This is a genomic window from Neobacillus sp. NPDC097160 (assembly GCF_044762155.1).
Taxonomy (GTDB): Bacteria; Bacillota; Bacilli; order Bacillales; family Cytobacillaceae; genus Neobacillus.
Genome location: NZ_JBIWDU010000020.1, coordinates 101986 through 124228, shown reverse-complemented (window position 1 = coordinate 124228; position 22243 = coordinate 101986). Strand labels below are relative to the sequence as shown.

General features: G+C 36.6%; 27 protein-coding genes and 1 tRNA gene. 9 read left to right on the top strand and 19 right to left on the bottom strand.

What is annotated here, in order from left to right; genetic code table 11:
- The first annotated feature begins 690 nt into the window (after positions 1 to 690).
- Positions 691 to 1056 (top strand): 4-fold beta flower protein, encoded by a 366-nt coding sequence (locus ACIQXV_RS24565; RefSeq protein ID WP_402963287.1) that lies wholly within the window; start codon positions 691 to 693, stop codon positions 1054 to 1056.
- Positions 1057 to 1122: 66 nt separating this feature from the next.
- On the opposite strand, the gene ACIQXV_RS24560 is transcribed toward ACIQXV_RS24565, so the two are convergent.
- The 3 genes from ACIQXV_RS24560 to ACIQXV_RS24550 all read right to left on the bottom strand — a co-directional run bounded on the left by ACIQXV_RS24560 (position 1123) and on the right by ACIQXV_RS24550 (position 3481).
- The gene (locus ACIQXV_RS24560) at positions 1123 to 1254 is read right to left on the bottom strand and encodes an excalibur calcium-binding domain-containing protein (protein ID WP_402963311.1); all 132 of its coding nucleotides are present in this window, start codon (positions 1252 to 1254) and stop codon (positions 1123 to 1125) included.
- Positions 1255 to 1975: 721 nt separating this feature from the next.
- A complete protein-coding gene (locus tag ACIQXV_RS24555; protein WP_402963284.1) occupies positions 1976 to 2359 on the bottom strand; it encodes a hypothetical protein in 384 nt (127 codons plus the stop codon).
- 120 nt (positions 2360 to 2479) lie between these two features.
- Positions 2480 to 3481 (bottom strand): hypothetical protein, encoded by a 1002-nt coding sequence (locus ACIQXV_RS24550; protein WP_402963281.1) that lies wholly within the window; start codon positions 3479 to 3481, stop codon positions 2480 to 2482.
- 1028 nt (positions 3482 to 4509) lie between these two features.
- Between ACIQXV_RS24550 and ACIQXV_RS24545 the strand changes: the two genes are divergently transcribed.
- From ACIQXV_RS24545 to ACIQXV_RS24530, 4 genes are read left to right on the top strand one after another with little or no spacing between them, the layout of a single operon-like run.
- Positions 4510 to 4791 (top strand): hypothetical protein, encoded by a 282-nt coding sequence (locus tag ACIQXV_RS24545; RefSeq protein WP_402963278.1) that lies wholly within the window; start codon positions 4510 to 4512, stop codon positions 4789 to 4791.
- The gene (locus ACIQXV_RS24540) at positions 4784 to 5206 is read left to right on the top strand and encodes a hypothetical protein (protein WP_402963275.1); all 423 of its coding nucleotides are present in this window, start codon (positions 4784 to 4786) and stop codon (positions 5204 to 5206) included. Before ACIQXV_RS24545 ends, ACIQXV_RS24540 begins: the two co-directional genes overlap by 8 nt.
- Positions 5199 to 5447 (top strand): hypothetical protein, encoded by a 249-nt coding sequence (locus ACIQXV_RS24535; protein WP_402963272.1) that lies wholly within the window; start codon positions 5199 to 5201, stop codon positions 5445 to 5447. The genes ACIQXV_RS24540 and ACIQXV_RS24535 overlap by 8 nt, the downstream gene beginning before the upstream one ends.
- 1 nt (position 5448) lies before the next feature.
- Positions 5449 to 6105 carry a hypothetical protein gene (locus ACIQXV_RS24530; protein WP_402963269.1) on the top strand — a complete coding sequence of 219 codons (657 nt, stop codon included), beginning with the start codon at positions 5449 to 5451 and terminating at the stop codon, positions 6103 to 6105.
- 177 nt (positions 6106 to 6282) lie between these two features.
- On the opposite strand, the gene ACIQXV_RS24525 is transcribed toward ACIQXV_RS24530, so the two are convergent.
- From ACIQXV_RS24525 to ACIQXV_RS24510, 4 genes are all read right to left on the bottom strand, one after another.
- Positions 6283 to 6639, bottom strand: coding sequence for a sigma-70 family RNA polymerase sigma factor (locus ACIQXV_RS24525; RefSeq protein ID WP_402963266.1), 357 nt, complete (start codon positions 6637 to 6639; stop codon positions 6283 to 6285).
- A gap of 286 nt (positions 6640 to 6925) precedes the next feature.
- Positions 6926 to 7447 (bottom strand): tyrosine-type recombinase/integrase, encoded by a 522-nt coding sequence (locus ACIQXV_RS24520; RefSeq protein WP_402963263.1) that lies wholly within the window; start codon positions 7445 to 7447, stop codon positions 6926 to 6928.
- Positions 7448 to 7650: 203 nt separating this feature from the next.
- Positions 7651 to 7896 carry a hypothetical protein gene (locus tag ACIQXV_RS24515; RefSeq protein ID WP_402963260.1) on the bottom strand — a complete coding sequence of 82 codons (246 nt, stop codon included), beginning with the start codon at positions 7894 to 7896 and terminating at the stop codon, positions 7651 to 7653.
- 145 nt (positions 7897 to 8041) lie between these two features.
- Positions 8042 to 8138 (bottom strand) — tRNA-Sec (locus ACIQXV_RS24510).
- Between the two features lie 277 nt (positions 8139 to 8415).
- On the opposite strand from ACIQXV_RS24510, the gene ACIQXV_RS24505 reads away from it, so the two are divergent.
- Positions 8416 to 8841: a DUF2621 domain-containing protein gene (locus ACIQXV_RS24505; RefSeq protein ID WP_402963257.1), complete on the top strand. Its 426-nt coding sequence runs from the start codon at positions 8416 to 8418 to the stop codon at positions 8839 to 8841.
- A 77-nt stretch (positions 8842 to 8918) separates the two neighbouring features.
- On the opposite strand, the gene ACIQXV_RS24500 is transcribed toward ACIQXV_RS24505, so the two are convergent.
- Complete coding sequence (locus ACIQXV_RS24500) at positions 8919 to 9398, bottom strand: CcdC family protein (protein WP_402963254.1); 480 nt, start codon at positions 9396 to 9398, stop codon at positions 8919 to 8921.
- 179 nt (positions 9399 to 9577) lie between these two features.
- Positions 9578 to 10288, bottom strand: a complete 711-nt coding sequence (locus ACIQXV_RS24495) for a cytochrome c biogenesis CcdA family protein (RefSeq protein WP_402963251.1) — start codon at positions 10286 to 10288, stop codon at positions 9578 to 9580.
- Positions 10289 to 10560: 272 nt separating this feature from the next.
- Between ACIQXV_RS24495 and ACIQXV_RS24490 the strand changes: the two genes are divergently transcribed.
- Positions 10561 to 10737 carry a Spo0E family sporulation regulatory protein-aspartic acid phosphatase gene (locus ACIQXV_RS24490; RefSeq protein ID WP_402963248.1) on the top strand — a complete coding sequence of 59 codons (177 nt, stop codon included), beginning with the start codon at positions 10561 to 10563 and terminating at the stop codon, positions 10735 to 10737.
- Between the two features lie 59 nt (positions 10738 to 10796).
- On the opposite strand, the gene ACIQXV_RS24485 is transcribed toward ACIQXV_RS24490, so the two are convergent.
- The 8 genes from ACIQXV_RS24485 to yneA all read right to left on the bottom strand — a co-directional run bounded on the left by ACIQXV_RS24485 (position 10797) and on the right by yneA (position 19087).
- Positions 10797 to 12587: an ABC transporter ATP-binding protein gene (locus ACIQXV_RS24485; RefSeq protein ID WP_402963245.1), complete on the bottom strand. Its 1791-nt coding sequence runs from the start codon at positions 12585 to 12587 to the stop codon at positions 10797 to 10799.
- 1 nt (position 12588) lies between these two features.
- Positions 12589 to 14340, bottom strand: coding sequence for an ABC transporter transmembrane domain-containing protein (locus ACIQXV_RS24480; RefSeq protein ID WP_402963242.1), 1752 nt, complete (start codon positions 14338 to 14340; stop codon positions 12589 to 12591).
- 189 nt (positions 14341 to 14529) lie between these two features.
- Positions 14530 to 14745 (bottom strand): YneF family protein, encoded by a 216-nt coding sequence (locus tag ACIQXV_RS24475; RefSeq protein WP_007083891.1) that lies wholly within the window; start codon positions 14743 to 14745, stop codon positions 14530 to 14532.
- 73 nt (positions 14746 to 14818) lie between these two features.
- The gene (gene sirA / locus ACIQXV_RS24470) at positions 14819 to 15259 is read right to left on the bottom strand and encodes a sporulation inhibitor of replication protein SirA (protein ID WP_402963239.1); all 441 of its coding nucleotides are present in this window, start codon (positions 15257 to 15259) and stop codon (positions 14819 to 14821) included.
- 357 nt (positions 15260 to 15616) lie between these two features.
- Complete coding sequence (gene tkt, locus ACIQXV_RS24465) at positions 15617 to 17623, bottom strand: transketolase (protein WP_402963236.1); 2007 nt, start codon at positions 17621 to 17623, stop codon at positions 15617 to 15619.
- Between the two features lie 172 nt (positions 17624 to 17795).
- Positions 17796 to 18026: a DUF896 domain-containing protein gene (locus ACIQXV_RS24460; protein ID WP_402963233.1), complete on the bottom strand. Its 231-nt coding sequence runs from the start codon at positions 18024 to 18026 to the stop codon at positions 17796 to 17798.
- A 74-nt stretch (positions 18027 to 18100) separates the two neighbouring features.
- Complete coding sequence (locus ACIQXV_RS24455) at positions 18101 to 18748, bottom strand: YneB family resolvase-like protein (RefSeq protein WP_402963230.1); 648 nt, start codon at positions 18746 to 18748, stop codon at positions 18101 to 18103.
- A gap of 12 nt (positions 18749 to 18760) precedes the next feature.
- Positions 18761 to 19087: a cell division suppressor protein YneA gene (yneA, locus tag ACIQXV_RS24450; protein WP_402963227.1), complete on the bottom strand. Its 327-nt coding sequence runs from the start codon at positions 19085 to 19087 to the stop codon at positions 18761 to 18763.
- 161 nt (positions 19088 to 19248) lie between these two features.
- On the opposite strand from yneA, the gene lexA reads away from it, so the two are divergent.
- Together lexA and ACIQXV_RS24440 are read left to right on the top strand one after the other, a co-directional pair.
- Positions 19249 to 19872: a transcriptional repressor LexA gene (gene lexA, locus ACIQXV_RS24445; protein WP_402963224.1), complete on the top strand. Its 624-nt coding sequence runs from the start codon at positions 19249 to 19251 to the stop codon at positions 19870 to 19872.
- Positions 19873 to 20074: 202 nt separating this feature from the next.
- Positions 20075 to 20362 carry a DUF4257 domain-containing protein gene (locus ACIQXV_RS24440; RefSeq protein ID WP_402963221.1) on the top strand — a complete coding sequence of 96 codons (288 nt, stop codon included), beginning with the start codon at positions 20075 to 20077 and terminating at the stop codon, positions 20360 to 20362.
- Between the two features lie 59 nt (positions 20363 to 20421).
- On the opposite strand, the gene glnA is transcribed toward ACIQXV_RS24440, so the two are convergent.
- A complete protein-coding gene (glnA, locus tag ACIQXV_RS24435; protein WP_402963218.1) occupies positions 20422 to 21756 on the bottom strand; it encodes a type I glutamate--ammonia ligase in 1335 nt (444 codons plus the stop codon).
- A gap of 36 nt (positions 21757 to 21792) precedes the next feature.
- Entirely contained in the window at positions 21793 to 22167 is a 375-nt protein-coding gene (locus ACIQXV_RS24430; protein ID WP_402963308.1) for a MerR family transcriptional regulator, read from the bottom strand.
- Positions 22168 to 22243 lie beyond the last annotated feature (76 nt).

Below are 22243 nucleotides of genomic sequence, written 5' to 3'. Positions count from 1 at the left end.
ACACAAACCACAACACAAATAAGAAAATATACTATTCTTCCATTATATACATCTATTTTATTAAACAAATAAAATAGCATTAAAATAAACAGTAATCTAAATATCATAGTTGGATGTTTAATTACCCTGATAAAAGATACTATTATATTAGTAACAGTATTACCTTGTTTATTTTTAATTAAAACTATTATTCCAAAAACAAGGAATATCATTGTCCAAATAATTATTGCCCATTCTCTAGTACTGAAAATAATAAAAGACCACTCCTTCCCTTAGAAATGTTTTCCAATAAAATAATACCATATAGCATACAAAACAGAAATGTTAAGTAGAAAATTATGTATTCACAAACTAATGTTAATATTTTCAAACCACTAACTTTTGGAACGGATACCCCCTATCACCCCATGTACCCCTTTTAAAAAGTGTCATAACTTAAAAGTTTTGATACCAAAATGGGGGAGTTTTGAATATCGTAAAGATGCTGTTGGATTCGTAGCTAGTTCAGAACATGCCCTATATTAGCTGGTGAAATATTGATACTTCAACACTTTACTATACTAAATGATTTAATTCCATGCCCTACGAGGGGCTTCTTTTGGTATATATGTATTTACATTTCCTTACTGACATAAAAGAAGGGATATGTAAAAATTTGGCGAATTATGTATTAAAAAGGAGGTGTGTAAATTGGAACCATTATTTGATAGGAATGTTGAACTTGTTGGGTGGATACAAGACCGAGAAAACATTTTCGATTTAAATATAAACTGGGTTGCTTTTGTAAGTAATAACAATGTATTTTCTTCGAAAACATTAAAATGGCTAGGACCCATTAATGGATTTAATTGTTTGGATACTCGTGGTAAAATTGTTGCTTGGAACCCAGATTATGATATTGAAGGTTCTCTTAGTCCATTAAAGCCTTTACAACCATTAAGACCTTTAACCCCTTTAACACCTTTAAGACCTTTAACACCATTAAAGCCATTAAGACCTTTAACACCGCTAAGCGGATGGTCTAATCTTAGCTTTAAATCATGGCTTACAGAATAGTAATAATAAAGGAACGACTTAAAAAATTGTCGTTCTTTTTTTTGACTCTTTTATTTTCTAAATGAATTAATTCCAATCACAAGCCATGCCATCATTATCTCTATCTAAATCATGGGGGTCATATTCCGGCCCACCATTTGCTTCATAAAAAAGCTGTGCATCTTCTTGTGTTTCAAAGTCAGTGCAATCGTGGTCTATATCTGTAGCTGTATACGGATTGTCCGAAGTATCTTCTTCATTATAACCATTATCTTCGGTGTATCTTTCGTCATCGTAGCTATTGTCATCATAACTTTCATCATCTTCATAGGTTTCGTCATCATCTGAATAACTATCGTTTACACTATAGCTTCCGTCCCTAAATCCCCTAAATTCAGTGATAGCATCATTTAGTTCATCATCATCAATCCCTATATTTTCAATGTTATCTAATAGAGTATAAAAAGATTCTTCATTACTTGTATCATAATAATCACCGTAAATGCCATCAAGGTAATCTCGAATTGCGATTGAAGTTGCTTTATGTATCTCGTATGGTTCATCTGATTGGTAAACGGAATCATCAAAAATTTGTGTAGCCTTATCGTAATCTTCATCCTATAAAGCTTCTACAACGCTGCTTGCCGTTGTTTCACTACCACAACCGACTAATAAAATCATTAAGAAGCCAATTAACACAGTTGTTATAAGCCTTTTCTGACTAATCATATAAACTCCCCCTACTAGGTAGAACTAATCTAATAGTATAATTTTCCTATATATTCCATCGCATTTCAATAACATTCCGAATATATAAACATAAAAAATACAGCTATCAGGGGGAACTGACAGCTGTTTTAGGATACAAGTATTCCATAGAAAAGGGAATCACATTAATACACTAGCACTTTCAGAATGTTAAAAGGATTTTATCTCTACGTTAGTTATCCTCTTTGTAAATAACTTCTTTCAGAATGTCTTTATCATCGAATTTAACTATTACTGAATCATCGAAATTAATTCCCCTAATTTCATAGGTATCATTTCCTTTATCTATTGTTTCAGCCCACGGCAGGAAACTAGTAGTAACTGAATCATAAGTTCCATAGACTTCATTATCAACATAACCTTTCATTTCTTCTACCTTCTGTGTAAACTCTCTAGCCCTACTTCTATTAAAGTGTTCTTCTTCAGCAGTTGCCTTATCTATCTTTTTCTGTATCTCTTCAGGTGAAGACTGTGAAGACTGTGAAGATTGTGAAGCTTGTGAAGAACAACCGCCAGCAAGCAATAAACAGCCCATAGCGATTAATAATCTTTTCATGATGTTAACCCCCTATCATTATGATTATACGCTAATTAGAATAAGCCTAAAAGACCAATTACAATTCACCCTGATAACAAAAAAATTCCCAGCCAGCTGAAATTATTCAATCAGTGAGATTTAAAATTTCTTAACAAAACTCCTTCTATTAGATATCTTAGATAACGCTTCTTCCTTCTTCTGTCTATCTTCTAATAGCTGCTTCTTAGCCAGTGAAAAGTCACCTAATAAATTACTAGACGGTGGATATGATGATAACCACACTAAAGAAGGATTAACAATTATATTTGTTTTATCACCTGTTTTACGTATACTGAAGATATATTCATCCCCTACACGTAACCCTAGTAATTTTCTCTGTACGAACTTCCTAGAATCTTCCCCTAAGATTACCGCCACTTCTTGAACGGTTAAAGGCTGACTATGATTATAATCTGTGGCTTCAGTATCTTTACAAAGGACGTTGTGGAATTTGTTTAGATACGGCAAAATCTTAAAAATTACCACTAATGATTTAGCCGTATTCTCTTCGTAAAGTCGCTGGATAGTTTCATCATACTTTCTGATGACTTTATAAGAAGTCGTACCGTTACTTTTTGGACTACCCTTAAAAGATAAATCAGTATTCCAGTACAATCTAATAATAGACTTGATTTCTCCGTTATCATCTACTTTTACAGTTTCCTTTTCTTTAATTAATCCCATCGCCACCAACTTGTTATAGAAGTCGTAAAATCTAGCCCTATTTCGTATCTGTACCATCTTCATAACGTCACTTTTCTTTATTGGCTGATTTTTCTTAGACATTAAATAACCATCATAATTAACAAAGCTGCCTAAATACATAATATGGACTTTTTCAGAATCGCTGAAAGCATCGTTATTAAACAATTCAATCACGCTTCTTTCTACACTAAATGTATATTTACTACCGTTTAGGCTATTAAAATAGTTTAATTCATCAGTAGCTTCATTCTTTTTCTTATAGGCTTCAGCGGTCTTTTTATGCACTAGATTATATTCATCTTGAACTTCAAATGGAATAAGCATACCCTTCTTTATTTCACCAGTTTCAGTATCCACAAGCACTTCAGTTTTAAATAAAAAGTTATCCTTTTTCATGTTCATCATTTTCCCCTTCTCTTATTAAAATGGATACATGGAATCAATAAATGACTACTAACGTATCCACCTTTACGCATGGTTAAAGGGGTGAAAGTTCTACATTTCAATAAAAAATTAATTTCTGTACCTATCTGCTAAAATATTTAAAAACGTAATTATGGCTTCGCCAGTGTCCAGCTACCGCTGTCCACACCTAATGAATAAAAAATTATATCTAATACAACTAACAAAAGAAAACTAGTGGTAGCTACTACTGTTAGTGTCCTTAGTATCAGTTGTAGTGTTAGTTATTTGGTCTAGGATGTATTTTTTAACCCTGCTTTTTGGGGTTAAAAAATACGTCCTAGTAGGGGTATAGGGGTTTCCCCATTCGTAATAACAGAAATTAATTACAGATTATAATCAGGTGCAACTGCTAACAGTTTCTTTATCAGTATCACTAGAAGTAAAGGAACTAAATGCTTAAAAAAGCACCTTCATCCCTACAGCCACAAGGGATATAGCATTTTAGAGATGGGTACATTTTTGTCCTAAAACTAGCCTAAATAGGTACATTTTTGTCCACCTATTTTTAACTAATTATATTTAAGCAGGTTTTAGTGAATATTAATGGATTATAGTTAAGTACCATTTTCTTGAACTTTAAAAACTGGTACAAGTGGTTATTAAAATATCTGCTACCACCTATATGGTTAAGGTAATCTATTCTGTTCACAGAAAGTTCATTGTATGTTCGTAGGACATTCCCGTCCTCAACCATACTATATAGTAGGAATTACTAGTTTGGATATCTAGTAGTTCCTAATCACATCTAGGACATTGTGAATATACTTTTAGTGCCAACAGCAGGATTAGTTTGAAGCTGTAGTTTTTAATTTTCCCTTTCTGCTATCGCTTCCAACTACTGCCCTGAATGAAATGTTAAAGATTTATTTATATTCGACCACAATTGAAAAGTTGACAGTTTAGGACTATGCCTAAACTGTCTTTTTTTCGTACCTATTTTTATTAAGGAAGTGAATCTATTGAATCAATACCATAATGCAGAAGTCATTAAGTTACTGGATGCACCAACTATTTCAGCGTTATTCAGACTGTATGGAATTAATTACGATTCTATAGCCTTTAGATTACGTCAGACACGACAGGCAATAGTTTATAAGCAAAAACACGATAGCTGGAAGCCTTACGAACGTCAGCTGGTGTACGAATTACTAAAACAGCATGGATTAGAATCTACTGAATTGATTCTTATAAACAAGATGGCTAATACATCAAAGAAAAGGAAGTGGGTAACAAGTGAATGAAATAAATGCCTTATGCCATGAGTTAATCCTATATTCAACAGAATGGTATCAAGATGAAATTAGTAAAGAAGAATTGAATTTAAAGATGGATTTACTTTTAAGTCGAATTGACAAGATAGAAATTAACTACCGACAGCCTTTAGACATTTCTAGTGTTAAGGCTAAAGATTCCTTTAACAGTCTTCTAGTTAAAACAAAATATAAAGCTACCGCTAGCATTAATACACTAATAGCAACTTCAAACAAGAAAACTTACAAAGCTAAGGTAAATTTCTTATTAAAGAATCAGCTGTACTTCGGTAGTTTACACCGAACTATGAGGAATAACATTAATGCCTATGTTTTACGGAATCAGTTAAGTTACTGGAATCCAAATGTAGAAATTTTTAAGTTAGGGGGAAATGAAAATGAGTAACAGCGGAATCAATCAGGAAAGACTTCAGTATTTGCAGAATTACTTCAATAACCAATCAGTGAAGGTAGAAGTAAAGCCTTTCATATCCCATACTTCTAAAGGCACGATAACGTATAGATTTAATGGTTCCCGTTACGGATATCAATTCCATGACGGGTTCGCTGATGTAAAAAAAGAGGATTTATGGAAGTTCCAGCAAGAATCACATTTCATCATTCATGATAATAAGGGGGAAAAGTAAGATGTCAGTGAAAACAAAGGTAGAATCATTCATAGAGGAATATAATCAGAAGTTACAGGACCTTCAGACAAGGCTACAGGATGCTGTAGCCCAGTCAGAATACCTACAGTTTGAAATCAAGATGCTAAATGAAGTGGAGATACCACAGGCAACAGCTAAGGCTGTTCTAGAAAGCACTGATGATAGTCACGTTTATAAGTTGAAGAAACAGCTATCAAAATATCAGGAACAGTATCAGGCTAAACAAGAATCTGTTATCATCCTTCAAAACGCTATCAAACAGTACCAGTATCAATCAGGTGAAAAGCTGGTGGAACTGGATAGGCTGTACAGCCAGGAAAAGTTCATTCAGGAAACTAAACACTATGCAAAGATGTTGTACTTTAAGAAACAGTTTATAGATGCCATGATTGAAGAAGGACAACATATCAAGGAATTAAATCAGCTGGATACTAAGGTACAGGAAATCTTAGTACAGGCTGGTAGAAAGAATGGTGTTTATACTGATTCAACTGTTAAGTCCACACCTACTAATAGCGGTAATGGTAACTATTTAGCACTATCCCATACTGAGGTCATCCGATTTATTAAAGGCAATTACAGCGATAGTGACTATAAGCATGTAAAGCCTTATAACAGCTTGAAAGATTTAAAATGATGATGTACGGACTAGGATTATTTATAGGTTGCTGGTTAATTGTTAGGTATGAATTTAATAGACCTATACGGAATCCCTTTTCTAACTAATTATATGTTATTAGGAAGCCCTACAGCGAAATTAGATTTAGGTTAGTGTATCAACATCTACCTAATTCAGTGTAGGGCTGCCTTTTTATTAATAATCAAATAGTTTCAGTAGTGCCTTAGCTATTTTATTTTCAGCACCATTACGCAATACTCTCACACGTTCAAACGATAAGTTTAGTGAATCAGCTACAGCTTGAAGTGTAGACTTCTCTTTATCTATCCCATATACCTCATTAAGAATTACTATTTCTTTTTCAGTTAAGATATATTTCATTACTTCATAAACATCTATAAACCTCTTATATTCAGCAGAATCTTTATGCCTCAATATCTTAATATATGGTTTTGACTTATGTAATTTAGGCTTAAAATTAGGTCCCCATACAGAACCCACCATATCCATAAAAAATATAGCATCATCTTTTGTAAGACTTAAATTTACCAACAATTATCCCTCGCAGCCATTAGACTAATTAAATAATATTTCACAAATTCAAATTTAATCTAAAATCCCTAATCTATGAAGCCAGTAAATTATGCAAAAACAGATTAACCCAGTATATAAATGTCTTTTAATATTTTCTTTCATGCTGTTTCACTCCTTTTGGATAGATAAACTCCCCTAATATTTTCCTTTTTAAATATAATATCTAATTTGATTTCTATAAAGTACTTTTTTAAGTTCACAAAAAATAAACCGTCCCAATTGGAACGGTTGTTTTCATTACTATTTATTTTCCGAATATGCTATTAATAGGCGAAAATGCGTTTTGTTGCCTTCTAACATCAGTATCTGTCATTTGAATGTATTTACGTGTCATACTCATATCACTATGTCCTAATATCTTTTGTAAACTAAATGGGTTTCCACCATTCATTATATAGAATAAGGCACCTGTATGCCTAAATGTGTGTGGTGAAACTCTCTTATTAGATATAACAGCTTTCCTACCATAATCTCTTAAATTTATTCTCACTGTTGCATGATTCATAATGTGTCCATCATATGTAAGAAATAAATGTTCATCCCCAAAATCTTCAGTTTCTTGAATATATTCTTTTAATAATTTTGCCGTTTTAGTGGAGACTGGTACTTCCCTTGCTTTCCTTGTTTTAGTACCCATAGCTTCAAGTTTAATAACTCCATTTTTTAAATCTACATTACTCCGCTTCATGGCTACCAATTCGGAAATTCTAACCATTGTATCTAATAGTACGAATACAATAACTTTGTCTCGGTAACCAGTGTACATTTCATCATCAATAACAGCTAGTAACTTTTTTTTTCGGCAGGTGTAAAAGATTCCAGTGTATCTTCAGGTGCTTTAACTGGTTTAAAATTTTCATGGATTGGTGTTTCTATATAACCTTCAATATAGCAAAACCGAATAAACGCCCTCATAGTCCAAATTCTAATGTTAACCGTCATTGGCGACAGTTCCTTATCGTGAAGCATCTAACCAATATAGCCACGGAAATCTTCAAGTGTTACAGTTTCATTCGTAACATCATCGCCTAAAAACTCTTTTAAATAATTAAAGTGAATATAGTACTCATTAATTGTTCTTGGTGCAAGTGCTTCAGTTTTCTTAAATGTCATGAACTTATCAAACAGTTCTTCCAAGGTTAATTCATCTAATACCTTCTTAGTACTCTTGCTGCTACCTTGTCCACGCTTATACTTACGTATTACTTTTTGCATAAAAATAGCCCCCTATGAATAATTATAGGTGACTAAGAGTAAATGTCCTTCACAGTCTCGACTAACTGTCTGCAACAGTCTAGTCAAAAAACACGGTTTAAACTGTGGAGGAACAATTTTATTAAAAACGCTGAAAAGTCAAGGTTGGCGGGACTGTGTGGGAATCGAACCCACCAGACCTGACACGCAGGTCTCAGGCAGTTTTGAAGACTGTGGAGGACACCAGTACCCCATTCAGCCCCATAGGATGTAGTATTTTCAACTAGAAAGACTATGGTTCACAGTCTTTAAACAAACTGTTTCCTTACCTATCATTTGTAACCATATTACAATGGAATATAGTATTAATCAATAGAATTGGCGGATTTGTCATTTTTTCGACAAGGTTTTCATTTGTAAAAATTCCCAGGTAACCCCTTCTGAATCATACATCACCATCCTAAATTGTCGCGAGAACTTGTCATTTTTCCTAGAAACAGACTATAATAAGGAATAATATTGTTTTTGTAGGTGAATAGAATGCTTCAAGGTTGGTTTTTGTGGTTTATTCTTTTTTGGGTTGTTTTTTTAATAGGGTCATTTTCCATCGGCGGATTTTTTATGTTCCGAAAGTTTTTGAAAAAAATGCCGAAGGAAGATGGAAAATCAGTCATGGATTGGGAAGAGCATTATGTAAATGAATCCCGTCACTTATGGCATGACGAGGAGAAAGCTCTTTTAGAGGATTTGGTCAGCCCTGTTCCGGAGCTGTTCCGCGATGTGGCAAGACATAAAATTGCCGGAAGAATTGGTGAATTAGCCGTTAAAGAGAAAGCACCTAAAATCACACAAGAACTGGTGATTCGAGGTTATATTCAGGCAACGCCGAAACGAGATCATAAATTTTTACGAAAGAAGCTGTTTCAAAATCAAATTGATGTTGCGCCATACGAGCATTTATTCTAAACCGTTCACCTCGAACGGTTTTTATTTTTTGCCGAAACTAAAAAACACTGACTCCAAAAAGAATCAGTGCTTGTCATCTATATCATTTTTTTCCCATGCAGTTCTTTATACAGTTTCATGTATGACCGATACATGGCCACACGCCATGGCACAATCATGCTAAAGGCAAGCAGGAAGAACATGCCGCTTAGCTGCCCGATATCAATCGTACTGCTTAAGATTGTTTTTAATACCAAACGAACAACTAACAATCCGACTAAAATAAAAATAAATGCCTTTGATCGTTTTAAGTATATATCATTGTCACGAATTTCGAATTTAGAGGTTTTGATCAGTAAGATGGAAAATAACATGCCCACGATTACGGCCTCTAAAATTTCCATTGGGGTAAGTCTAAATTCCGGAACAAGATACATCAATGCTCCACTGGACATAAAAATCGGCGGCATGATAATCTTTTTCACATTGGTAGGTTTCTTTGCAGCCTTCATGCGGACAAACAAAACAAAAAAGCCCATAAACACTGCTCCGATTGAAGAAATAACAACGTAATTCATTGGACTCATTCTTCCCTTATCTAATTATTTACTTAACCCATTATATCTCAAATGATGAATTTTGCTATATAATTTTTCACTGTATTTACGTTCCCAATATTGAAATGCAGAGGCAATCCATACAAAAACTGGATTTCTCTTAAAATACGTTTATTCAGGCTTTTATAATGAGAAGTACACTAGAATCCAGTAAAGCCGCCAAACAGTCCGGAAAAGATGGTAATGATTTTTGTCATCCAATCAAAGAAAAGTACAATCCCCATGACAATCATGAGGTAACCGCCAACCTTCATAATCTTTCCGCTGTGCTTTTTAATTGATTTCATACGACCGACAAAGAACGATAAAATCAAAAATGGAATCGCAAATCCCAGAGAATAAGCAATCATGTATAAGACACCAGAACCCGGATTCGATGCAGCAAGCAGAATGACAGCCGAAAGGATTGGTCCTGTGCAAGGTGTCCAGCCGGCGGCAAAGGCCATTCCGATTAAAACGGAGCCAATATAACCTGAAGGACGATTTTTAAATTCGAAACGACGATCTTTCATCATAAATTGTGGATTTAAGATCCCGACGATGATTAATCCAAAGAATACGATAAAGATCCCGCCAAGCTGACGAATTAAATCCTTATATTCAACAAAAAAGCGGCCGATAAAAAAGGATGTTCCAAATCCAATTACAATAAAAATAATGGAAAACCCTAAAAGAAAACATAATGTATGTAGCAGACTCCGCTTTTGAAGCATAGCATTATCACTTTGAATCTCTCCAACAGACATACCTGTGATGTACGAAAGAAATGCCGGATAAAGCGGCAAACAACAAGGTGAAATAAAGCTTAAAAATCCTGCTCCTAATGCTAAAAAGATATTTACATCAGACATATTAACACTCCCACTATAGTCGATACCTCTACATTCTAACAAAACTATTGCTTAAAAGATAATGGTTAACATGAATATTTTGTGTCTCATGTGATCAGACTTCAAAAAAAATTCATTTTTTCCAATTCCAAGCCTATATTTTTGGATATTCTTTTACAAATGTCTTTGAAATTATTTACATCATAGGTTATACTAGTAAAACAATGCCATTTTAATAGTTTTTTAGTGTAATTTTCCCAAATTTAGGAGTTACTCCGGAAAGGATTACGGCCGTGATCAAACAAGAATTAGTTGCCTTAATTGAAAAAAAGCGAGCTGAATTAATTCAAGTCGCCATAACCAACGGCTTAACATCCTCCGTTGCAATTCGCTATAGTCAGGAACTAGATAACCTTTTAAATGAATATAATAGAATCTATATAAAAAAAGTATCATCATCAGCCTGTTAACATCCCTTAGCTGATGATCAAAAACAAGGTAAAAGCCCGGCAATGTTGCCAGGCTTTTTTCATTTTTTGACTTCTAAGCGTTCGATTGTACCGTTTTGCAAGAGGAACATTTTATGATACAAACCTTCGTGTGCCAGCAGCTCTTGATGCGTTCCTCTCTCCACAATCTCCCCCTGATGAAGGACAAGAATAAGGTCAGCATCCTGAATAGTTGATAGTCGGTGTGCAATCGCTATGGTGGTCCTACCCTTACGCATCTTCGCCAGAGCCATTTGAATGGCTTCCTCTGTTTCTGTATCAATATTAGCCGTTGCTTCATCCAGAACCAATATTTTTGGATTTGCCGCTATCGTACGGGCAAAAGCGATTAACTGCCGCTGACCGCTTGAGAAAGTGGCTCCCCTCTCCACTACTTTATGGTCAAAGCCATCCTCAAGTTTTTCGATAAACGTATGGGCTTGAACAAACCTTGCTGCTTCTTCAACCTGTTCATCCGTCATTTCCTCGGTATGAAGACGAATATTATCTTTTACCGTTCCGAAAAACAAGAACGGGTCCTGAAGCACAAGTCCCATTTTTTCTCTTAGCTCAGGCTTAGTAAAACTGCGAATCGACTCTCCATCGATTAAAATCTCACCACGTTCAAATTCGTAGAAACGCATCATGAGATTAATGATGGAACTCTTACCGCTTCCGGTATGGCCGACAAGGGCGACCGTTTCCCCAGGATTTGCGGTAAAGGAAATATTTTTAAGCACATCCCGTTTCCCATCATAGGAAAAACTTAAATCCTTAAACTCAATCCTTCCTTCATCGATAGCAATCGTTTTCTCTTCCTTTTGGGCCGGTGCCAATTCTTCTTCATCCAGCAATTTAAACACCCTGGAGCCGGAAACGATGGCCTGCTGGTATAGAGAAAGCCGCATCATCATTTGGTTGATCGGTTCAAAGAAGCGATCCAAATAATTAATAAACGCATAGATGACTCCAATTTCAACGCTGTTTTGAAAGGAAGTAATCCCGAAATAGCTTAGGACAATGATCAAGGCAAAAATATAAATCAAATCAATCGCCGGTCTTAGTAGCAGTCCATCGATTTTGATATTTTTCATACCCGAATTGTAGTGCTGCTCATTAATGGCGCCAAACTCATTGCGAAGGCGTTTTTCCTGACGAAATACTTGAATAATCGACATACCGGACAGAGACTCGCTTAACTTCGCATTCAGCTGGCTTAATCTTTCACGCATATCAAGATAGAAACGCGAGCTTAATTTTCGGTAGAGATTCATGACAAATAATAAGATTGGGATAATGATCACGCAGAACAATGCAAGCTTCACATTCAAAATAAACATGGCAATAAAAATACCCGTCAGTAAAAATCCACTTTGGATAAAGGTCGCAATAACGGTTACAAACATTTCCTTTATCGCTTCTGTATCATTCGTTACCCGTGACACGATACTACCCGCAGGTGTTTTATCAAAATACTTCAATCCAAGAGCTTGAACCTTTGAAAAAACATCAATTCGAAGCTGTTGAATAATGTATAAGGCAATTTCCTGAAATTTTACAAATTGGAAAAACATGAGGATTGCTTTTACTACCTGTATTCCCATATAAACCGAACCAAGAATCAATAACGGCTGAAACTCAAGCTTCCCTGGTGTCAAATAATCATCAATAAAGATTTTCACTAAAATCGGCAGGAAGATATCCCCGATAGTCGTTAAGATTAGTAAGACAAAGGCGAAACTGATGATTTTTTTATGCGGTTTTGTATAGGATAGGAGGCGGAATAAGACCTTTCTTTGTTCACGTTCCGACAGTTGTACTTTTTCTTCCATATTAATGTCCCCCATGCTCAACCAGCTCTTCCAACTGCTGGCGTAAATACATTTCCTTATACCACCCGTTTAACTCCATAAGCTCTTCATGTGTGCCTCTTTCCTTGACCTTCCCATCTTCTAGAACGAGAATTAAATTGGCATGTTGGATGGCACTTAATCGGTGTGAAGTAATGATGGTTGTTTTTCCTTCACGATTCTGCCTTAATGTTGAGAGAATCGCTTCCTCTGTTTTGGCATCTACCGCTGACAAGGAATCGTCGAGGACTAATACTTCCGGATTCATTAATAATGCCCGAGCAATTGAAATTCGTTGTTTTTGCCCCCCGGATAATGAGACGCCACGCTCGCCAACAACCGTTTGATAACCCTCGGTAAATTGAAGAATATCATCGTGGATATTGGCCAGTTTCGCAGCTCTCTCGACTTCCTCGAAGGGTGCAGTTGGGTCTGTAAAGGCAATATTTTCAGCAACTGTTGCCGAAAACAAGAAATGATCCTGCGGTACATAACCAATGGCTTCACGTAATTTTTCCAGCTTATAGTCTTTTAGTGTCCTACCGCCAAAATGTATCTTCCCTTCATAGCCCTCAAACTCGCGGATCAGCAGCTTCAACAATGTTGTTTTCCCTGCACCCGTTTTCCCAACAATCCCAAGCGTCTCACCTTCATGGAGGGAAAAAGTAACATCCTTTAAAAGAGGACTTGATTCTCCCGGATAGGAAAATTCGGAGATACTATATTGAATATCCCCACATGGCACGATATCCAAGGCTTTCTCGTCATCGATTATTTCTACTTTTTCCCTAAGGAGAGCAGCAACACGGTCATAAGAAGCACGACCGCGTTCGACTATGTTAAATAACCAGCCAAAGGCTAACATTGGCCAAATTAATAAACCTAAATACGTCGTGAACGAGATTAGTTCTCCTATTGATAATTCGCCATTTAGCACATACTTCGCACCAAATGCAATCGATAGGAAAAAAGAAATGCCTACGATAATGGAAATGGTAGGGTCATAGAGGGAGTCTATTTTCGCGACAACAATGTTTTTTTGAACAACATCCGCCGATTGTTTACGGAAATCTTCAATGTCTTCCTGTTCCTGTCCAAACGTTTTGATAACTTTAATTCCTGTAATGCTTTCTTGCGTTTTATCATTTAGGGATGAGAAGGCCTCCTGTGCCTTGTAAAAGCTTTTATGTAACATCGAACCAAACCAGCTAGTCAGCATCGCCATAAAAGGCATCGGAATCAAACAAATTAAGGTTAACTTCCAACTGATGGTAAACGCCATTGCAATGATGACAAAACCGCCGGTCGACAGGGAGTCTACGAGGGTTAAGACCCCCGCTCCTGCTGTTTGCTGGATGGCGGATAGGTCATTCGTTGCATGTGCCATTAAGTCACCGATACGGCTTTTTTGATAAAACGATGGCGACATCTTGGTAAAATGCTGGTACAAACGGTTTCTTAAAATCTTGCTAAGCTTAACAGATGAACCAAAAATCATAATTCTCCAATAATATCTTAGGCCATACATCGCGAGTCCGACCGCAATCAAGACAATAACCCATTCGATGAGCATTCCTTTTGTGACCGTACCCTCGTTAATATGATCGGCAATAATGCCGATTACTTTTGGCGGAACTAACTGCAGCATTGCGACGACTAATAAAATGAGAACCCCTGATATGTACGCTTTTTTCTCCTGTTTAAAAAACCAGCCTAACTCTAAAAACACTTTCATGAAACCGCCCCCAAAACACAAGAAAATCCAACTGCTTGGAGTTGACTTCTTGTATCATTTCATTATGAAAAATAATTCTTATTGCGCTGAGGTTCTATTTTATCAAATATTTCTAAAATAATAAAGATTTAGAAACTAATTCTTTGAAAGCATGAAAAAAGCACCCATATAAATGAGTGCTTGTCCGGTTTATTTAGATTGCTGCTTGTTCATTGCTTGCATCATTTGGTTGATCTTTTTTTGCGAAGGCTTCATACCCATTTGCATCATCATCATTTTTAACATTTGTTCATTAATTGGCGGATTTTTCTTTAAGTAGCTCATCATATATTTACGAGCAATGAAAAATCCTAGCGCTACACCAGCTGCTAATGCTAGTATACCAACTAGAATGTAATAACCCATTCAACTTCCTCCTTCATGTTGTCTACCATACAGTGTACTAAATAAAACGGGATAAGACAATATCTCGAGGCAATTAGATAAATTTTCTTTCTTTAATCGGTTTTAACCAGCCGTATCGCTCATGATCAAGATCAATTGCTAAAAAGGAAGATTCGCATTTTCGAAGCACTTCAAAAAAAGCCGTTTCCGCTTCATAGGTTCCCTCCGCATCAACTGTAATTAAGTCCTGGAAAACTTCTACCCTTGCCGTACTTAGTTTTCCGCTTAAGAAAATCGTATATGCACCATGGTCTGCTCTAAATCCTTTTATTTTACCAAGCTGTTTTTGAATTAACTGATGGATCTTTAAAACCTCTACCCTTTTCGTTATATAAGAAATTTGCTTTTGCGTAATAAATTTAAGCTCACCGTCAGCTGTTTGATGTTCCTGAAAAAGCTGAAAAAATAATCGCTCTCTTCCGAAGTAATGGGCGGCAAATTCATCTTCTATTAAATATAGCTGATATTTTCTCACCACTGTTCTCTCCTTCGTTGAAACCCCTTTTTACTATTATAAAAAAACATAAACAAAACATTTGTCTTTCGGCGGCAAAAACTTTCACTATTTTTGTCGATTAACAGGTTTCTTACCAAATCTACAATGAATTCGGTAAAATTATTGAGCATCCCTGTAAAAAGACATAATTGTTCACATTATTGTTAAAAATGAAACTTAATTTCTCCCGTAATCACCTCGAAATAGTAAAATTTGCTTCTATTATAACTGTTGCCTGACATATTCGAAATGGTTTTCTAATAATTCTTACTACTCTTTACATAAAAAAAAGAGAACAGCCATAGCAAAATGAGCTGTTCTCTTCTTAATCAATATTTATTTTTGTAAAAGTGCTTTCACACGTGCGACTACATTATTCACTGTAAAGCCGTACTCTTCCATGATTTTTTCACCAGGGGCAGAAGCTCCGAATTTATCGATAGCTAATACATCGCCTTCATCGCCAGTGTATTTGTGCCAGCCGAAGGATGCACCCACTTCAATTCCAAGACGTTTTTTCACATTCTTTGGCAGCACAGAATCTTTGTATTCTTTAGATTGCTGCTCAAAGCGATCCCATGAAGGCATGCTGACAACAGAAACGTGAACACCTTCGCCAGCTAGGGCTTTTTGCGCCTCAACGGCAAGACTTACTTCTGAACCAGTTGCCAACAGCAATGCATCAGGAGTATCTCTTTCCGATGGAGAAACAACATAGGCGCCTTTGGAAACACCTTCGTAAGCATTTGTATCGGTTCCTTTTAAAGTCGGTAAATCTTGACGAGTCAATACTAGTGCCGTTGGTTTGTTTGTTGACTCAACCGCAAGCTTCCAAGCTGCTGCTGTTTCATTACCATCTGCTGGACGAATAATAGACAAACCTGGCATTGCGCGTAATGCAGCTATCTGTTCAATTGGTTCGTGTGTTGGGCCATCTTCTCCAACAGCAATACTGTCATGTGTGAAGACATATGTTACCGGTAATCCCATTAAGGCTGCTAAGCGAATTGCTGGACGTAAGTAATCAGAGAATACAAAGAATGTTCCTCCAAATACCTTAACACCGCCATGAAGGGCAATACCGTTCATCGCAGCACCCATTGCAAATTCACGGACACCGAACCAGAAATTGCGGCCTTCGTAAGAACCAGGCATATAGTCTTTCGTACCTTTAATCATCGTTTTATTTGAACCTGCAAGGTCTGCAGAACCACCGATGAAAATAGGAAGGTTTTTCGCAATAGCATTTAATACTTCACCGGATGAGGCACGGCTTGCAAGGCTTTTTCCTTCTGGATATACTGGTACATCCTTGTCCCATCCTTCTGGAAGTTCATTATTTAATGCCTGCTCAAGCTGTACTGCTAGTTCAGGGTATTCTTTTTTATACTGTGCGAAAAGATCATTCCATTCTTTTTCCTTCTTTTCACCATTTTCGACGATGAGCTTTTGGAAATTGTCATATACTTCCTGTGGCACATGGAAATCTTCTTCGAATGTCCATTTATAAGCTTCTTTTGTCAGTTTTAACTCATCGGCACCAAGTGGTGCACCGTGAACACCTGATGTTCCGGCACGATTAGGTGAACCATAGCCAATAACTGTTCTTACTTCAATCATCGTAGGACGGTCTAAGTCATTTTTAGCTTCTTCAAGTGCTTTTTCGACTTCTTCAAGATTATTACCATCTTCTACGCGAAGATATTGCCAGCCATATGCTTGGAAACGGTCTTTCACACTTTCAGAGAAAGATTTATTTAAGTCTCCATCAAGGGAAATATCATTGGAATCGTAAAGAACAACCAAACGTCCCAATTTCAAATGTCCTGCAAGTGAAGCTGCTTCTGCAGAAACACCTTCCATTAAGTCCCCATCACCACAAATACTGTACGTAAAATGGTTCACAAGTTCAAAATTATCTTTATTATAAACGCTTGCGACATGGCGTTCTGCCATTGCCATTCCAACTGCCATCGCAATTCCTTGACCAAGCGGGCCAGTTGTTGCTTCTACACCTTCAGTGTGGCGATACTCAGGGTGTCCAGGTGTTTTACTTCCCCATTGACGGAATTGTTTCAAGTCATCCATGGTTAAATTGTAACCGGATAAATGAAGCATGCTGTATAACAAAGCAGAACCATGGCCTGCAGATAAGACAAAGCGATCTCGGTTAAACCAATGAGGATTCTTTGGATTATGGTTCATAATGCGTGTCCATAATGCATAAGTCATTGGTGCCGCACCCATTGGCATTCCTGGATGTCCGGAGTTTGCCTTCTCAATTGCATCGATAGCAAGCGTCCGTATTGAAGTAACAGATAAATCATCAATAGTATTAAACATGAATTACATCCTTTCTTGTTTACAATTACTAAACACATCATTAATATTATATTGCATTTAGAATTAATTCAACTACTAAACAAATTACAAATCATAAAAGTCAGATATATTTTGACACTTTATAGAAAGATATATGTAAAAAAGGAATACCAATAAAATGTATTCCAAATTCTTAATGGAGTGTGTTTTTCTTTCTTGCTTTCAGTTTATCAGGTGTTACATCGTTGCCATCTGGATCAATAAATTTTGTATTTGTTAAAGTATCAAGCATATTGGAGCGAAAAACTGCCAAATACTCACTTCTTAATTTCGATTGTTCCTTTGCTTCTAGTTCTGTCAAACCAGATGATTTGGCCTTTCTTGCCAGCTCATTAATTCGATCCATTTTTTCTTTGGTTAGCATTTCGGAACCTCCCTTTCAAAAATCTAAGCCACCTGATTTTACTAAATAAAAAACCTTCTGACAAGGCAAAAGCTCTACTCATTTTGTGATTCCATATATTCTTGGTATCTTCTATGTACGGTTGCCTTTGAAACTTTATACCCAAAGCCTCTAAGTGTTGCGGCTATTTCTGCAAAGGTTAAGTCATTGTTTCTCAACCTGATAATTTGTTCAATTGGGACTTCGATTTTTTCTCTGCCAGAGTCTTTGCCCAGATTTTTTAAATTATTTTGCGGTTCATACCCTTGTTCAACCGCTCGTTTCATGCCGCGTTTTATTTTCACATTATGAAGCTTTCGTTGATATTCTTCCACCATACTGACGATTTTCAACACCATCGAATCCGATTCTGACAGTTCCAATTCACCATTATGGGAAATACTATAAAGTTTAATTCCTTCTTTTAAGATACAATGCAGCAGGGCAATTTTGGCGTTTCCTCTTCCAAGCCGTGTTTCGTCCTGGATCAATAATGCCTGTACTTGTGGATCCTTTATTCGTTCTAATACCTGTAGTATGCCATCTCTTTCAAAATCATAACCACTCGCTTTTTCTTTTATTATGGCATCGATTTCAAATTGGCACTGTTTCGCGAGATGAATCAGTTCCTCTTCCTGACGATTTAATGATGTTTCCTGGGTTTCTTTATTCGTGCTGACACGGCAGTATATGATTGCTTTCATAAAATTTCCTTTCTATTCTTCAGGGGCACTAGCTAGTTCTGTTGTTTGCAAAGATATCTTTTTGCTAACCGGAATGACGATCTCTTCGCCCGGAAAAATTTGATCACTGATGTTTTCATTATGCTTCTTTACCCAACTTACGAACTCATCATTTGATAATGAATGCTTCCCGGCATATTGGTTAGAAAGTTGCCAAAGCGTATCACCTTCTGAAATTGTTACCTTAACATATTGATCCTGGTCATTTGCATGATGTTGAAATGATAATATGAAGGCAAAGGTACAGCTTACAATGATAAGAATAATAGCATAGGAGTATTGCTTACATAATTTTTTCATGTTTTTACACCTCTTATAGGAATATACGTTCTCTTCAAGTTAATTTTATTATAATCCGAACGTTTGTTTGTTGTCAACTATTTTTTCGAACTTATGTTTGTATAAACTACCAGAACATGCTATAATAAAGACAACATTAACCAGGCGAGGTGCATTTTATCATGGTAAAAATATCAAAACGGCAGCAGGATATCCTCGATTTCATTAAAGCAGAGGTTAAAAGTAAAGGATACCCACCTTCCGTGAGAGAAATTGGCGAAGCTGTTGGACTTGCATCCAGCTCTACTGTTCACGGCCATTTAGCTAGATTGGAAAGCAAAGGACTTATCAGACGAGACCCTACCAAACCAAGAGCTATTGAAATTTTAGAAGTGGACGAGGCAGCACATATACCAAGAAACAAAGTTGTAAATGTTCCAGTAGTTGGGAAAGTTACCGCAGGTCTTCCCATTACGGCAATCGAAAATGTGGAAGAGTATTTTCCACTTCCGGAAAGCATGGCTCCCGCTGATGAGCATGTCTTTATGCTGGAAATCATGGGTGAAAGTATGATAGAAGCCGGGATTCTTGACGGGGATTACGTGATTGTGAAGCAGCAGCAAACCGCTAATAACGGTGAGATTGTCGTTGCGATGACCGAGGAAGACGAAGCAACATGTAAAAGATTTTTTAAGGAAAAGGACTACATTCGCCTGCAGCCGGAAAACTCTACCATGGATCCGATTATTTTAAGAAATGTTTCGATTCTAGGAAAAGTCATTGGTGTTTATCGACATATTCATTAAAATCAAAAAAGCTGGGCATATGTCCGGCTCTTTTTTATGCTATTTTATTGGGAAAAATTTATAAAAGTACAACATCCTGGATAAATATATGGAAAATTCAGTATTTTTACTCATGCTCATATTGGAAATATTAAATATAATAATAGTACACCATGATTTACCTTAGGTCCCAAAATAATAGGCTTAAGGAGTGTGAGAAACAGTGTTAACGGACATTATTTTCTCGTTAGTTATTGGTGGGTCGGTAGGGATTATTGGACATGTTCGAAAGTATGGAAAACTCGTCATGCCTCGAAAAACGAAAAGGTTCATTTATCTCGGTTTTCTAGAAGAATTGCTTCTAGGTGCAGTTGCGTCCCTTCTCCTCGTCTTGTATACCGCTCCAAATTCATTGGTGGAAATCATTTTTTTTTCCGCTATAGCAGGAATTGGTGGTGATACCGTTCTTTCTGGATTCAAACTGTTGAAACAAAACAGTGAAGAAAAATAACAAAAAAACACCCAGTACGTGGATGTAATCCAATCTGGGTGTTTTGCTTATGCTTATTTTTAGTACATGCTCATATATTGGTCTCGTTCCCATTGGTGAACAACGGTGCGGAACATATCCCATTCGATCTCTTTTGCCTCAACGAAGTGTTCGAAGATGTGCTCTCCAAGACCGGAAACAATCACTTCATCTTCCTTTAATAGATCCAATGCTTGTGCTAATGTTGCAGGAAGATCGATGATTCCTTCTTCGATTCTTTCTTCCTTGCTCATAACATAGATGTTACGATCCACCGGTGCAGGAGGAGTTAATTTATTTTTAATTCCTTCTAGGCCTGCTTTTAGAAGCACTGCCATTGCCAAATATGGATTTGCTGCAGGGTCTACGCTCCGCACTTCGACACGTGTACTTAATCCGCGTGATGCCGGAATACGGATTAATGGTGAACGGTTTTGTGCAGACCATGCCACATAACATGGTGCCTCATAACCAGGAACTAGACGCTTAAAAGAGTTAACGGTAGGATTAGTTACTGCTGTAAAGCTTGGTGCGTGTTTTAGAATTCCCGCGATGAAATGACGGGCATTGTCACTCATCTGAAGGTCACCAGTTGGCTCATAGAAAGCATTTTCTCCATTTTTAAATAAAGAAAGATTCATGTGCATTCCAGATCCATTGACACCGAATAATGGTTTTGGCATAAATGTTGCATGTAAACCATGTTTACGCGCAATTGTTTTTACTACAAGTTTGAACGTTTGAATTTGATCACAAGCTGTTAATGCGTCAGCATATTTAAAGTCAATTTCATGCTGTCCTGGTGCTACTTCATGGTGTGAAGCTTCGATTTCAAAGCCCATTTCTTCTAACTCAAGTACGATATCACGGCGGCAGTTTTCACCTAAATCTGTTGGTGCTAAATCAAAATAACCGGCTTGGTCATTCAATTCTAGCGTAGGCTCACCTTTTTCATCTAATTTAAATAGGAAGAATTCTGGTTCAGGTCCAAGATTAAAGCTTGTGAAGCCAAGCTCTTCCATTTCTTTTAATACCCTTTTTAAGTTATTACGGGGGTCACCTGCAAACGGGTTTCCATCAGGAGTATGAATATCACAAATTAAACGAGCAACCTTTCCTTTTTCAGCTGTCCAAGGGAAAACCACCCATGTATCTAGATCAGGATAAAGCTGCATATCAGATTCTTCAATCCTTACGAAGCCTTCGATAGAAGAACCATCAAACATCATCTTGTTGTCAAGCGCCTTTTCCAATTGGCTGAAAGGAATCTCCACGTTTTTAATCGTTCCAAGAATATCAGTAAATTGTAATCGGATGAATTTCACGTTTTCCTCTTTTGCCAATCTTTGGATATCTTCTCTTGAATACTTTGCCATTTTAATACCCCCAATTATTTTAAAAAATCAACATCTTTAATGGAAAAATCGAGACATATCACCTTGACGTAATGTGGATCGATTGTTTCTGCCTGAATGCATTAATTCGTTACGCAGCAGCTTTCTAAGCTGATCATCTGAAATATCGCGCTTAGCCTTTTGCGTTTGCTGTTCTAACACGTTTGCATGCTGTTCTTTGACTAAAAGTAATTGCTTGATTCCAGCCATATTGACACCCTGATCAATTAAATCCTTAATTTCTAACAATCTATCAATATCATTTAAACTAAATAGACGCCTGTTCCCCTCGGTTCTTGCCGGAGAAATCAATTGGTGTTCTTCATAGTAGCGGATTTGTCTGGCAGTTAGATCTGTTAGCTGCATGACAGTTCCGATGGGAAACAGTGGCATGGATCGACGAATTTCCTTTCCACTCACCAAATTTCTCCTCCTTCTTGTTAATTCATATTGCTATTATATTTCGTGT

What these genes read in the sequence shown, in the direction of transcription:
- ACIQXV_RS24480 (WP_402963242.1), bottom strand. Translation starts at nt 14,340, where the DNA reads ATGAAAGTGTTTTTAGAGTTAGGCTGGTTTTTTAAACAGGAGAAAAAA.
- tkt (WP_402963236.1), bottom strand. Translation starts at nt 17,623, where the DNA reads ATGTTTAATACTATTGATGATTTATCTGTTACTTCAATACGGACGCTT.
- ACIQXV_RS24485 (WP_402963245.1), bottom strand. Translation starts at nt 12,587, where the DNA reads ATGGAAGAAAAAGTACAACTGTCGGAACGTGAACAAAGAAAGGTCTTA.
- ACIQXV_RS24455 (WP_402963230.1), bottom strand. Translation starts at nt 18,748, where the DNA reads ATGAAAGCAATCATATACTGCCGTGTCAGCACGAATAAAGAAACCCAG.
- ACIQXV_RS24495 (WP_402963251.1), bottom strand. Translation starts at nt 10,288, where the DNA reads ATGTCTGATGTAAATATCTTTTTAGCATTAGGAGCAGGATTTTTAAGC.
- ACIQXV_RS24515 (WP_402963260.1), bottom strand. Translation starts at nt 7,896, where the DNA reads ATGCAAAAAGTAATACGTAAGTATAAGCGTGGACAAGGTAGCAGCAAG.
- ACIQXV_RS24500 (WP_402963254.1), bottom strand. Translation starts at nt 9,398, where the DNA reads ATGAATTACGTTGTTATTTCTTCAATCGGAGCAGTGTTTATGGGCTTT.
- ACIQXV_RS24555 (WP_402963284.1), bottom strand. Translation starts at nt 2,359, where the DNA reads ATGAAAAGATTATTAATCGCTATGGGCTGTTTATTGCTTGCTGGCGGT.
- ACIQXV_RS24535 (WP_402963272.1), top strand. Translation starts at nt 5,199, where the DNA reads ATGAGTAACAGCGGAATCAATCAGGAAAGACTTCAGTATTTGCAGAAT.
- yneA (WP_402963227.1), bottom strand. Translation starts at nt 19,087, where the DNA reads ATGAAAAAATTATGTAAGCAATACTCCTATGCTATTATTCTTATCATT.
- glnA (WP_402963218.1), bottom strand. Translation starts at nt 21,756, where the DNA reads ATGGCAAAGTATTCAAGAGAAGATATCCAAAGATTGGCAAAAGAGGAA.
- ACIQXV_RS24530 (WP_402963269.1), top strand. Translation starts at nt 5,449, where the DNA reads ATGTCAGTGAAAACAAAGGTAGAATCATTCATAGAGGAATATAATCAG.
- ACIQXV_RS24475 (WP_007083891.1), bottom strand. Translation starts at nt 14,745, where the DNA reads ATGGGTTATTACATTCTAGTTGGTATACTAGCATTAGCAGCTGGTGTA.
- ACIQXV_RS24550 (WP_402963281.1), bottom strand. Translation starts at nt 3,481, where the DNA reads ATGAAAAAGGATAACTTTTTATTTAAAACTGAAGTGCTTGTGGATACT.
- ACIQXV_RS24460 (WP_402963233.1), bottom strand. Translation starts at nt 18,026, where the DNA reads ATGCTAACCAAAGAAAAAATGGATCGAATTAATGAGCTGGCAAGAAAG.
- lexA (WP_402963224.1), top strand. Translation starts at nt 19,249, where the DNA reads ATGGTAAAAATATCAAAACGGCAGCAGGATATCCTCGATTTCATTAAA.
- ACIQXV_RS24505 (WP_402963257.1), top strand. Translation starts at nt 8,416, where the DNA reads ATGCTTCAAGGTTGGTTTTTGTGGTTTATTCTTTTTTGGGTTGTTTTT.
- ACIQXV_RS24520 (WP_402963263.1), bottom strand. Translation starts at nt 7,447, where the DNA reads ATGTACACTGGTTACCGAGACAAAGTTATTGTATTCGTACTATTAGAT.
- ACIQXV_RS24430 (WP_402963308.1), bottom strand. Translation starts at nt 22,167, where the DNA reads ATGCCACTGTTTCCCATCGGAACTGTCATGCAGCTAACAGATCTAACT.